Origin of the sequence: Sporosarcina cyprini (assembly GCF_022048975.1) — a bacterium.
Lineage (GTDB): Bacteria > Bacillota > Bacilli > Bacillales_A > Planococcaceae > Sporosarcina > Sporosarcina cyprini.
On sequence record NZ_JAKMHX010000023.1, the window covers coordinates 192,776 to 203,952 of the forward strand.

Consider the following 11,177-nt stretch of genomic DNA (forward strand, 5'->3'; position numbering starts at 1 on the left):
TACTTCCCCTCGATTCAATAGTGATAGTTTACCTTCAGGCCTTCTGAAGCGGAGATGGCCGTACGTCCTTTGGAATCGGACATGTGTATGGATGTTTCTGTGAGAAAGCTTTGAACTCGTCCTTAACAGCATTTAATTGACCCGGATCTGCAAGCAGTTTGATGCCAGTCAATGCCATCGAACCAGCTGCACGGAACATCCCTTTATGAGCGTTGGATGACAGGCCTTGGCTCGTCATCTGCCATGTATGGAGCGGTGTGCCGAGCGCAGATGTTGACGTGGAAAGTTGAGCTGTCGGAACAACCCAGCTGACATCCGACACATCGGTGGAGCCCGCTAAAATACCGTCCGATTCGACGTAAGGGGAAATGACATCCGAAATATATTTCCCTTCAAACTCGCTGCCGTCGCCTTCATAGCCAAATCCTCTCATGCCATTCAGGAAGTCTTTCTGTTCGCCTTCCGTCATGGAATCAAAAATTTGCTTGGCAAACGCGGTTTCCTCATCTGTCGGCGGGTCGACTCCAATTTCGACGAGACTGTCATACAAAAGCCGTTCCAGCGCACGATTCGGTATGTAATTGGAACAAGCTTTGTCAAATTCGATCGTCAATTCCGTTTCCGTCATTAATGCAGCGCCTTCTGCAATTTTGCAGACTCGCTTATAAATCGCATCGACCTGATCCACTTTTGGCGCACGGACTAAATAAAGCACTTCGGCGTCTGCCTGCACGACATTCGGAGAGATGCCTCCTGTATTCGTGATGGCATAGTGTATTCGTGCCTCGGGAATGATATGTTCCCGTAAATATTGCACCCCGACATTCATGAGTTCCACAGCATCCAGTGCGCTCCGTCCCAAGTGAGGGGAGTTTGCGGCATGGGAGGTAATCCCTTTGAAGCGGAAGAAGACTTGATAGTTCGCAAGGGAACTTAAACTCATAATGCTGTTAGTCGGTGACGGATGCCAAGTCAAAGCCGCATCGACTCCCTGAAAAGCACCGTCGCGCACCATGAATGTCTTGCCGGACCCGCCTTCTTCTCCAGGACATCCGAAAAATTTCACGGTACCCGGCAAGTTATTGGCTTCTAAATAAGCCTTCGCTGCGCAGGCAGCTGCAAACGCTCCTGTACCGAGCAAGTTATGACCGCAGCCATGGCCGACATTCGGTCCGTCAATAGGCTTGGGAGAGGCAAGATTCGGTTCCTGACTTAAACCGGACAACGCATCAAATTCTCCTAGAAATGCAATGACCGGCTCACCAGCTCCATGTGTAGCAACGAAAGCGGTTTCAATTCCGCCGATATTGCGCTCCACTGTAAAACCTTGCTGTTCACATTGCTCAGCGAGATAGCGGGCAGACTCATATTCCTCGAATCGTGTCTCAGGATGTCGAAAAATAAATTCACTTACCGATGAGAAATAAGATTCATTTTCTTCTAAATACTGCTTTGTGAACGTAGTCAAATCAGTCACGAAACCATTCCTTTCCATTTTGTATTGCTCATAGTAGATTATGAGAATAGTTTCATTCCATCGTAAAGTGAGAATATACAAACGTCAAGGTAAATATGGCATATTTGTGAATGTAGAAAATAAAAAGAATTTGTCGAAGGAAAAAGGAAATTTTAAAACGGTGGCAGTTTAGAAAGGGGATTATCTAGTTGATTAGAAGTACCAAAGTTTGCGTCTCTAGACCATATGTTGTGTGATATGGAGATGAATTGACTAGGGACCCTTCAGCAAAAAGAAGGATAATAAAGAAAAATGTCGGAAGGTTGTTCTCGGATAATGAGCATTCAAATCTATCTGCTGATAATAAAAAGACTGCAGACAAACCTGAATTCGTCAGGTCTAGTCTGCAGTCTTCTATCTCAGTACGAAAGGACTCGCACTTACATTATTAATCTAACAAGTCATCATTCTTCCGCTTGCCATAATAATTGCCTGTGATGTCCACATCGCCTTGTTGTTCAAGATGCGCTTCTTCCCGTTTAACGGTATCGCTGACGGTTTCCACGTCATCCACTTGACGCTTGCCGACGACAATCTCTTCTGTGACTATCGGTTTTTTCGTCACTTCCAGCCGTTCTTCCGTGACAGGAATACGGATCGTATCCTCCTCTTGAGACATAGTGAAATCAGTATCCGTAACGTCTCCATCCATCACAGGACGGCGCTCCACGTACACTTCTTCCCGCATAACAGGGACATCAACGGACTGTTCTTCACTCACAACGTCTTTCCCTAGAGACACCTCGCCGGTTTCCTCCGGATACTTGTCAACCTGAAGCCGTTCTTCCCGCAGCTTCATCCGCTCTTCATCACGGCCGTATCCAGTTTGATAATCAGTGTCCGTGTCTAAAGGAGTCCGGTCCAAAACGGCTTCTCCGCCGACACGGCCATATTGGCCATCGTTGACGTACTGCTCGTCTGGAGGCAAGCTATCTTGATACTCGTTGCGCAGTTCCATATTTTGATAGGCATTAACAGCATTGGCACCTAAGTTTTGATCGCTGCCAAGATCCGTCATACCGAACGTAGCTTCATTTTCCTCATAGTAAATCGATGCCTCGCCCTGATCCACATAGAGGAGCAAGCCGCCGTTCTCAATATCTTGATAGTATCGTTCTGCATCATCATCGCTTAAACCAAGATGATGAAGCATGCCATTGACATGATCCTTGCCCGTAATGAAATCCATAAACTTATCAAGCCACGACTCATTATCTGTCGTTTGAATATCTGCCGATGTGCGAGACCGCAGCATCGAAAGATCCGTGTCATTCTTAGCTACCACATAAATATTATCATCTGCAATCCCTTGCGCCTTCAACTCTTCCACCTTGTCAAGTAATGCTGATTCGCTATGATACACTCCAATAAAACGTTTATCATCCATTATCAGATTCCTCCTTCAAGTTGTGTTGTGCTTCGAAGTACTACTCCGTACATACCCGCTGCAGAGTGCGAGAAACGCAAACCACCTGAAAATGGGAAAATGTAATACGCTTGTAATAGGCGAAAGAATTAAAAAAGAAGCTCCCGAATGGGGAGCTTCTTGGGGGAGTTATTGTAATTGTGACACAGAATAAGAAGTTGCGTTTAGAATTTTTGGAAGTTCGTCTTTTGTGGATGCTGATGCTTGGTTGGTCATAGTAAAACCAGCTAACAATAATATGGCAAAAAACAAGGAAACTATTTTCTTCATCATATATCCTCCCATCTATTAATGTTGTTATTAATATAACTATATCTAATTGATTCAGAAAAATAAATAGATGATAGTTTATATTTTCTTTTAGAGTAATACCATTGTGCCAGGGCTATGCAATATTTATATGTCTGTCTATAATCTTGAATACTCTTGAAGTAATTAATTGTATTCTTAGCTACTTCATCTGATAACCCCTCTTTGCTATGAAGTGATTGGAAAAATAACAGCTGATGGTAATAAGACTCTAAATTTTCATCATTTAATTGGTGATAAAGCTTTATTCCAATGTCGCACCATTTGTTAAGTTTTTGAATTTCTTCAAGCTTTGAGTATTCAGAAACCATGCAAAAAATTGTAATCAATTGACCACTCTTACTCTCATATTTATCAGAAATACTCTTAGTATAGTAATCAATTGCTTCCCAACTATTTCCCATTGAACTATGCAAAGAACCGATATTGTGATATATAATACCTTTATCACCATCTAGATTGAAATCATCACAAATTCGTTGAGCTTTTAAATATGCGTCGATTGCTTCTTGATATTTTTTACTTTGCTTATTAATAATTCCTATTAATATATAACAATCCATCAGTCTCTTCATAGATAAACTTTCTCTGTAGAATGCTAAAGCCTTAGCAATGTATTCACTTGATAATACAAGCTGATTATTAGCAGTATAGCCTACGCCTAGTACGTAATAGATATCGGCTAGTTCCCAATTCTCTAAATCAATTTTATCAAGCATATCTACTATTGTATCAAAAACTTCAACAGCTTTTTTTATGTTCCTATTACTGTAATACGTTAGGCCTTTGCAAAGAAGAAATAAAAATTGTTGATAACGGTTAAAGTTATTAACTTGTTCTTCTAATGCAATTAATTCTTTATTAATGAGTAAAAAGTCTTCCTCAAGCCTTAATCTAAAATGTAGCACAATAAGCAAATAAGTATAATAAATCGATTGATCTTCAAAAATCGGGTTTTCCTGAAGGAGCATGTCTAGCTGCTGGCGTGTGTAGTCTTTGTCCCGCTTGGTGATGACATTCCGGTAGCTGTCTTTGAGCATTTTTAAAAATTCCTGCTCGGTTTTATCTTGGGCGGGCTGTGTGAATTTACCTGGGTCCATGCCGAGACGATCCATGAGCAATTCGACTACTTCTTCGCTGGGGTCAATCAGGTTCCGTTCGATTTTTGATAAGTAGGAAGGCGTACAGATCCCTTTGGCCAGAACGACTTGTTTCATTTCTTGCCGGACGCGCTCGGCCCGAATCACATGTCCTATCCTCATCCCTGATCCCTCTCTTTATCTATCATAGTATATAAGTATCTATTATCATATCATGAAATGTTGGGAAATTTATTTTAAAAAGGCCTAAAAATCGACGGTTTCTGAAAAAAATGTCCCAATCTGTTCATCTCCAACTAGGGGACTAATCATGATATTCTTTTTACAAGGCATAATAGACACAATTTTCGGGGACACTGAGAGAGAAGAAAGAACTATATATAATCAAACGGAAAAGGAGCGTGATGGGATGGCACTAGAGCGGAGCGGTACAGAGTTTTATGTTGAGTACAGGGACATGGAAATCGTTAAAATGAGAATCGAACTGAAAAAGTTTGTGAGGAAGATGAAAGCCGAGGGATATTTGTCGTCCGTCAATACCGATGATCTTCCTTCCGGCATTTATCGAGAAATTCAACGGCTCAATCAATAATTCAGAAAGGCGGAACGGTATGATATCGTTTCGTCTTTTTTTTCTATGCTTTTTCATTTCTGCCTAGTACTATAATAGTAATTGAGTAGAAAGGAGCAGGCTATATGTCTAGGAATCTTTTAGCATTGTTATTATCCATCTTTTGTCTATCGTTCATTACTCATCCTGCCTCAGCAAAACCGCTCCAGCAGAGTCCATGCGGTGAAGGATCTGAATTGCAAAACAAGGATGCGGTGAAAGCTGAGAAACGATATGCGATCAGCGTTCCGGTTGCGAACGTCTGGCGCCACCCTTCCAAGCCACGATCCGTCGATGCGACCACGGTTGTCCCGATGCCACATATGGCGAAGTGGACCAAGAGCTTGACGGTTGCTGAGAAGAACGGACTAATCGGCCGGCTGGATACCCAGGCATTGTATGGCGATGAAGTTTCTGTATTAAAAACAAAAGGGGATTGGCTTTATATTGCCATAAAGGATCAAAAGAAGCTAGGGAAACCATCAGGCTATGAAGGGTGGGTTTCTAAAAGTCACGTGACGTCTGTTGACTCGTATGATTCCAACTGTTCGATCGCTATTGTGGATGCGAAGCTCGCGACCCTTTATGAGCAGCCGAAGCTGTCACCGAAATATGCGTTTTTGGAAGTCAGTTACACGACGATTTTTCCGGTTGTAGAGGAAAAGGGAGATTGGCTTACTGTCGGGACGCCAGGGGATGGATTGAAGTATATCCGGAAAACGGATGTGAAGCTCTATGAAAATTATGATGCTGTGCCACAACCAACCGGGCAGGATATTATAAATGCGGCAAAGCGCTATATCGGGCTGCCTTATTTATGGGCAGGTGTTTCTGCATACGGGTTTGACTGTTCCGGGCTAACCTATTCCATTTACAAAAATCATGGCATTTTAATACCTCGAGACTCTTCGGATCAAGCGAAGGAAGGTACGGCCGTCAAACGGGCCGATCTAAAGTCGGGAGACCTGCTGTTTTTTGCACGTGACAAAGGAAAAGGTTCTGTCTATCACGTTGGCATGTATGTCGGTAACGGCAAAATGATCCATGCTCCGAATTCATCCAAGAAAGTGGAGATTGTCTCGATAAATACAGGTACTTATAAAACAAACTACGCGGGAGCAAGAAGATATTTGAAATAAGGAATCCTGTTCCAATCTGTTCTACTTCACAAGTTTTCAACTTATCCTATACCAATAGGAGGGATGACTTGGAGATCGACGGGGTATTTGCTGGCGGGGGATTGAAAGGATTTGCCCTTGTTGGTGCGTATCAGGTGCTGGAAGAGAAAGGGTATCGCTTCAAACGTCTGGCAGGCACGAGTGCAGGTGCGATTATTGCTTCCTTCATTGCAGCTGGTTATACAGGAAGAGAAATCGAGACCATGCTACATGAAGAGGATTTGCAGACGTTGCTGGATCCGCGTAAAGCGATTTTGCCGATACCTTTCATGAAATGGATTAATTTGTATTGGCGCATGGGATTGTATCAAGGGAAGGAACTGGAGAATTGGTTTTTTGACAAATTGTCCTTGAAAGGTATTTATACGTTTTCTGATATCCCCCCGGGATCGCTGAAATTGGTCGCTTCTGATTTGACGAACGGTAAAATGATCGTCTTGCCGGATGACCTCGTTCATTACGGCATTGAGCCTGAAACATTTTCGGTCGCCAAAGCTCTTCGAATGAGCTGCGGCATCCCTTTTTTCTTTGAACCAGTGAGGTTGAAGGTGCCGACAGGGGATACGATTGTCGTGGACGGCGGCGTGTTAAGCAATTTCCCTCTCTGGTTATTTGATGACAAAGAGGGGAATCGGGAACGGCCGGTTGTTGGAATGAAACTGAGCCACCGGAAAGATGAACTGTCTCGTAACCGGATCGATAATGCGCTGAATCTGTTCGAAGCCCTGTTTTCCACGATGAAAAATGCTCACGACGATCAATATATTTCAAGAAAGCATGAGAAGGACATAATTTTTATACCGGTGGATCATTATAGTGCCACCCAATTCGATCTGGATGATGAACAAAAGGATGAGTTACTTAAGATTGGCCGACTGCGCACGACCGTCTTTTTGCATCATTGGCGATATGCCCGCCCGGATTATAGTGGGTTTCGGTTGGTGCAGGGAGGATACGGCGCGATTGGACAATGAATAGAAAAACGTCGATGCATTTTTCGCATCGACGTTTTTTTTATAATCTTTTAAAGCTGTGAAATTTGGATTTCCAATAGCGGTCGCTTAAGCTGGTGACTTGTGACTTCTTGCCGCCCGCATGGATGAATTTATTGTTTCCGAGATAGATACCGACATGGGAAATGCCTTTTCGATATGTATTTTGGAAAAATACAAGATCGCCTGGCTTAGGATTCGATACTTTTGTAGAAGCTGCGAATTGGCCAAGTGTATCCCGAGGGACCATTTTTCCGGATTTTTTGAATGCATATTGGACAAAGCCGCTGCAGTCAAAGCCGTTGACGGTTGTGCCGCCGAATCGGTATGGAATGCCTCGAAGCGACATTGCCTGATCTATAACTCGATCGGAGAAAGCGACATTGGAGGATGCGGATTTCTTAGCCACGGTTCCTTTTGTCAGCAAAGTGCTGAGAGCCCAGCCGTTTTTGCCGTTGACACTTACTTTGTACCAAACTTCCTTGCCAACCTTCTTTTCACCGATGACTTTTACAGAAGTGCCTTGTTTGGCTAGTGTTACAATCTTGTGATTTGTGCCGGCTCCTGAACGGATATTGACGTTATGTTTTGTTTTGTAGGTGCCAGTCTTTGTTGCTGATGCGCTAGTTGATTGTTTAGAAGTAACGAGTACTTGATTCGGTTTAATTTGATCCGATTTCAAGTTATTCCATTTTTTTAGATTCGCTATAGATACATTGGTCGATTGTGAGATAGTCCATAAGGATTCTCCTTGTTTCACTTTATGGGTGCTTGCTTCAGCGTCATTTGCTGCGAGGCCGAATGCCAATGAACCTGCTAAAAGTACAGACAAAGCAACTTTCTTCATGTAATTCCCCTATCTACCACTGCTCGATATGGATTTTCGCTTTTTTTTATATACGTGAGCTGATTACGTTCTCCATCTTACTAGGTGGAGTTTACAGGTTAACGGCATAAACATTACAAATACATTACAATTCATTACGAATATTTTATGTAAATGGTATCACGCTCTATTTAGACTTGTGGATATATTTAGATTAGATGAACATATTTAGAATTTGTATCCTTTCTTTTTTCACAACATAGGATAGAGGGAAGAAGCAAAATGGAGGGAATCAAATGTTACCTAATCTAGATATTCAAGCATTACTTCAACAGCATCAGCTGAAAGTTAACAGGCGCAAAAAGACAAGCGGCGAGTTGCGGGCGGAAGCGTTGAAAAGAGAAAACGAACGGCTGACTGGACAATAAAATCCGGCGGCTGTTTTTTTATTTTCAAGGAACTTTGCGCCCTGATGTACTTGTTCTATCAGGCTTACTAAGAGAAAAGGAAGCAATTGTTCATTTATCGCGCAACTTACTGAAAAATATTTTCGGAAGTATTTTAATAAATTGAAAGGGAATATCAATCTGAAGTCGAATCTCTAAAGATAGTAACAATTTGACGAATAGGGAGGATGAACAGGTTGAGAAAATGGAAACAGATTGTTTTAGTTTGTTTGCTTGTAAGCGCTTTCTCGTTCTATGGGTATTCCACCATATCTTTTGCGCAGGAGACGGAGCCGATGATCCGAATCGGGGTCGTTCCAACTGCGGAGTCAATCAAGCTAAAGGCGGATGGTCCGTTTACTGTGCTGGATAAAGGGACTGGGGAAATTCTGTTTAGCGGAAACGGAGAAGAAGTGACCGTTACGTTAGGATCAGCAGCCCAAATTCAGAGTTATTATCGTCTGCAAGTCGCATTCACGACAAGCCAGGCCTACTTGGACGATTGGCTCGCGCGGGCTCATGCTGAGGGTTATCCGACGTATGTAGAGGATTACAATGGCGGATACCGATTGTATTTAGGGGAATTTCCGACAGATGCCTCGTTCAGTGTAAGAACTGCTTTTAAGGATGAAGTTGTGGCAAAGGGGCTAGCTGCCTCAGATGCTTTTTGGAAAATCGTGACGACGGCTGATGGGGAACGACAGCTATCCGCAAAGATGGGCTCGGAGGAAAAAACTACAAGTCATCCCGTTCAATTGCAAGCCGATTCCGGCATTGTTTTGATTAACGGCACCCCGTATCGAGGAATTGCGGAAGTTGGATTCAATAGCGGGGGCACGCTGGCAGGCATTAATGAAGTGAATATCGAACACTATTTGTATGGAGTGGTGCCGAGAGAATTGCCGCCGGTTCCGTACAATGAAGTCGAAGCGCAAAAGGCACAGGCGGTTGCTGCCCGTACGTATGCGTTATCGAATATGGGGAAACGGAGTGCCGACGGCTATGACTTGTTGCCGACTACATCTGATCAAGTATACGGAGGATATAGGTCTGAACATCCGATCTCGACTGAAGCTGTCGATGGCACAAAAGGAATTGTGGCGACGTATGAAGGCAAGCTGATTACGGCAGTATTCCATTCCACAAGTGGTGGCTTTACGGCAAATAATGAGGATGTCTGGAATTCGGAAGCGACACCTTATTTGCGCGCGACACATGTAGCGCAAAAAGGAAACTCGCTAAAGTATGTTCCTGCCCTTGATGTGTATAAGAAGACGGGCAACTCTGAGTCACTTAGAAAAGCGAAAAAAGGGGACTTTGAAGCGGACTGGTCCAAGTATTATCGCTGGAACTTTGAGTGGACAGCTGAGGAAATCAGCAGCGTACTAAGCAGTTATTTCAGCACGGATGTCGGCGAAGTGCAGGAGATTAATATTACAGAGCGTTCCAGTTCCGGCCGTGCAGCGATAATCGAGTTCGTTACTGAGAATGGAACATTTTACGAGTACAAGGACCGCATCCGCTGGGCACTGCAATATATTGATGCAACTGGCAAGCCGGCTGTTTTATTGAGCACTTTGTTCATCGTTGAACCGGTCCTTGATCCGGCTACGAATGAAGTGTCTGGCTTTAAAGTGGAAGGAGGCGGCTGGGGCCATGGCGTCGGCATGTCTCAAGTTGGTGCAGTTGGAATGGCTGAAGCCGGCTATGATTTCACTGTCATCCTAAAACATTTCTATCAAGGAATTGAACTGGAAACTAGATACTGAGATAAAAGGCGGTAACGAATATGTATGTAATAGGGATTGATGGAGGCGGTACGCAAACGACCGGCATCGTCTCAGACGAATTTGGTCGCGTGCATATGTACGCCAAGACGGGCAGAAGCAATCCAAATACGATGGACCGGAAGGAGTTTGCAGCAGTCATGACCGACTTGCTGCAAACTCTCTCCTTACAAAATCCAGGCGTATTTGAACAAGTGAGCTGCTGTTTCGCTGGACTGGCGGGCGTCGGGGAAAGCGGTAAAGATGAAGAGGTGGCCCACTTGCTACGTGATTTGCTCCCGGAAGGCGCATCTATCACAGTCCGAAATGACGCTTTCAATGCACTCTATTCCGGAACACTCGGAAAAGCGGGGATTGTCCAAATTGCCGGTACAGGAGCCATTACGTTTGGTATTAATGATCGTGGTGAGACAGCACGTTCTGGGGGTTGGGGCTATCTTTTCGATGACGAAGGCAGTGGTTTTCATTTAGGGAATGAAGCGCTGCATCATATTTTTAAAGCACATGACGGCAGAGGTCCGTCCACATCGCTCAGCCATCGAGTGCTCCATCATTTTTCGGTTGCATCCGTTCCTGATGTGATTAGTTTCATATATGGTGAGGAGCATCCCCGCTCCGTCATTGCGCCGCTGTCCCGATATGTTGTAGAGGAGGCGATGGCAGGGGATGGAATTGCGCAGAAAATCATTGAGGCGGCGTGCGAAAAGATGATCGAGAGCATAGCGGCTTGTAGGAGACAATTATTTGATGAGGAGCATTCCACAACTGTTATTTTGTCGGGCGGTGTTTTTACGGGTTCTGATCTATGCAGAAACACGATGATCGATTTGGCTGGCCATCGTTTGCCCTCGGTCACGATGCAGTCTACGCAAGTACCGCCAGCAGGAGGTGCCGTGCTGGCAGGGTTGTCGGAGATGCAAATAAAACCGGAAAATGGATTTGTGTCGACGATCACAAGCGAGCTGAACAGAAAGGGGACGCCGTGAA

The 11,177-nt window shown here is 44.1% G+C and carries 11 protein-coding genes; 6 read left to right on the forward strand and 5 right to left on the reverse strand.

All coding sequences use genetic code 11. The annotated features are described in order from the left end of the window. Nucleotides 1–34: 34 nt before the first annotated feature. From L7D49_RS09250 to L7D49_RS09265, 4 genes are all read right to left on the reverse strand, one after another. Nucleotides 35–1,495, reverse strand: a complete 1,461-nt coding sequence (locus L7D49_RS09250; RefSeq protein ID WP_238080539.1) for a M20 family metallopeptidase — start codon at nt 1,493–1,495, stop codon at nt 35–37. 409 nt (nt 1,496–1,904) lie between these two features. Further along, nucleotides 1,905–2,903, reverse strand: a complete 999-nt coding sequence (locus tag L7D49_RS09255) for a YsnF/AvaK domain-containing protein (protein ID WP_238080540.1) — start codon at nt 2,901–2,903, stop codon at nt 1,905–1,907. Between the two features lie 168 nt (nt 2,904–3,071). Continuing rightward, nucleotides 3,072–3,212, reverse strand: coding sequence for a hypothetical protein (locus L7D49_RS09260; RefSeq protein WP_238080541.1), 141 nt, complete (start codon nt 3,210–3,212; stop codon nt 3,072–3,074). Next, the gene (locus tag L7D49_RS09265; protein ID WP_238080542.1) at nt 3,212–4,513 is read right to left on the reverse strand and encodes a tetratricopeptide repeat protein; all 1,302 of its coding nucleotides are present in this window, start codon (nt 4,511–4,513) and stop codon (nt 3,212–3,214) included. The genes L7D49_RS09260 and L7D49_RS09265 overlap by 1 nt, the downstream gene beginning before the upstream one ends. Nucleotides 4,514–4,760: 247 nt before the next feature. On the opposite strand from L7D49_RS09265, the gene L7D49_RS09270 reads away from it, so the two are divergent. From L7D49_RS09270 to L7D49_RS09280, 3 genes are all read left to right on the forward strand, one after another. Beyond that, the gene (locus tag L7D49_RS09270; RefSeq protein WP_238080543.1) at nt 4,761–4,943 is read left to right on the forward strand and encodes a hypothetical protein; all 183 of its coding nucleotides are present in this window, start codon (nt 4,761–4,763) and stop codon (nt 4,941–4,943) included. Between the two features lie 104 nt (nt 4,944–5,047). Next, nucleotides 5,048–6,100 (forward strand): C40 family peptidase, encoded by a 1,053-nt coding sequence (locus L7D49_RS09275; RefSeq protein ID WP_238080544.1) that lies wholly within the window; start codon nt 5,048–5,050, stop codon nt 6,098–6,100. Between the two features lie 68 nt (nt 6,101–6,168). Beyond that, nucleotides 6,169–7,113: a patatin-like phospholipase family protein gene (locus tag L7D49_RS09280; protein ID WP_238080545.1), complete on the forward strand. Its 945-nt coding sequence runs from the start codon at nt 6,169–6,171 to the stop codon at nt 7,111–7,113. A 40-nt stretch (nt 7,114–7,153) separates the two neighbouring features. Here the strand turns inward: L7D49_RS09280 and L7D49_RS09285 are convergent, their stop codons facing one another. Then, nucleotides 7,154–7,978, reverse strand: a complete 825-nt coding sequence (locus tag L7D49_RS09285) for a C40 family peptidase (RefSeq protein ID WP_238080546.1) — start codon at nt 7,976–7,978, stop codon at nt 7,154–7,156. A gap of 275 nt (nt 7,979–8,253) precedes the next feature. Here L7D49_RS09285 and L7D49_RS20215 point away from each other — a divergent pair, with 275 nt between their 5' ends. From L7D49_RS20215 to L7D49_RS09295, 3 genes are all read left to right on the forward strand, one after another. Continuing rightward, the gene (locus L7D49_RS20215; RefSeq protein WP_269135917.1) at nt 8,254–8,385 is read left to right on the forward strand and encodes a hypothetical protein; all 132 of its coding nucleotides are present in this window, start codon (nt 8,254–8,256) and stop codon (nt 8,383–8,385) included. Between the two features lie 215 nt (nt 8,386–8,600). After that, complete coding sequence (locus tag L7D49_RS09290; protein WP_238080547.1) at nt 8,601–10,172, forward strand: SpoIID/LytB domain-containing protein; 1,572 nt, start codon at nt 8,601–8,603, stop codon at nt 10,170–10,172. A 20-nt stretch (nt 10,173–10,192) separates the two neighbouring features. Next, nucleotides 10,193–11,176: an N-acetylglucosamine kinase gene (locus L7D49_RS09295; protein WP_238080548.1), complete on the forward strand. Its 984-nt coding sequence runs from the start codon at nt 10,193–10,195 to the stop codon at nt 11,174–11,176. Nucleotide 11,177 lies beyond the last annotated feature (1 nt).

Excerpts from the sequence above, each read along its gene's own strand:
- L7D49_RS09250 (WP_238080539.1), bottom strand. The coding sequence starts at position 1,495 with ATGGAAAGGAATGGTTTCGTGACTGATTTGACTACGTTCACAAAGCAG.
- L7D49_RS09255 (WP_238080540.1), bottom strand. The coding sequence starts at position 2,903 with ATGGATGATAAACGTTTTATTGGAGTGTATCATAGCGAATCAGCATTA.
- L7D49_RS09260 (WP_238080541.1), bottom strand. The coding sequence starts at position 3,212 with ATGAAGAAAATAGTTTCCTTGTTTTTTGCCATATTATTGTTAGCTGGT.
- L7D49_RS09265 (WP_238080542.1), bottom strand. The coding sequence starts at position 4,513 with ATGAGGATAGGACATGTGATTCGGGCCGAGCGCGTCCGGCAAGAAATG.
- L7D49_RS09270 (WP_238080543.1), top strand. The coding sequence starts at position 4,761 with ATGGCACTAGAGCGGAGCGGTACAGAGTTTTATGTTGAGTACAGGGAC.
- L7D49_RS09275 (WP_238080544.1), top strand. The coding sequence starts at position 5,048 with ATGTCTAGGAATCTTTTAGCATTGTTATTATCCATCTTTTGTCTATCG.
- L7D49_RS09285 (WP_238080546.1), bottom strand. The coding sequence starts at position 7,978 with ATGAAGAAAGTTGCTTTGTCTGTACTTTTAGCAGGTTCATTGGCATTC.
- L7D49_RS20215 (WP_269135917.1), top strand. The coding sequence starts at position 8,254 with ATGTTACCTAATCTAGATATTCAAGCATTACTTCAACAGCATCAGCTG.
- L7D49_RS09295 (WP_238080548.1), top strand. The coding sequence starts at position 10,193 with ATGTATGTAATAGGGATTGATGGAGGCGGTACGCAAACGACCGGCATC.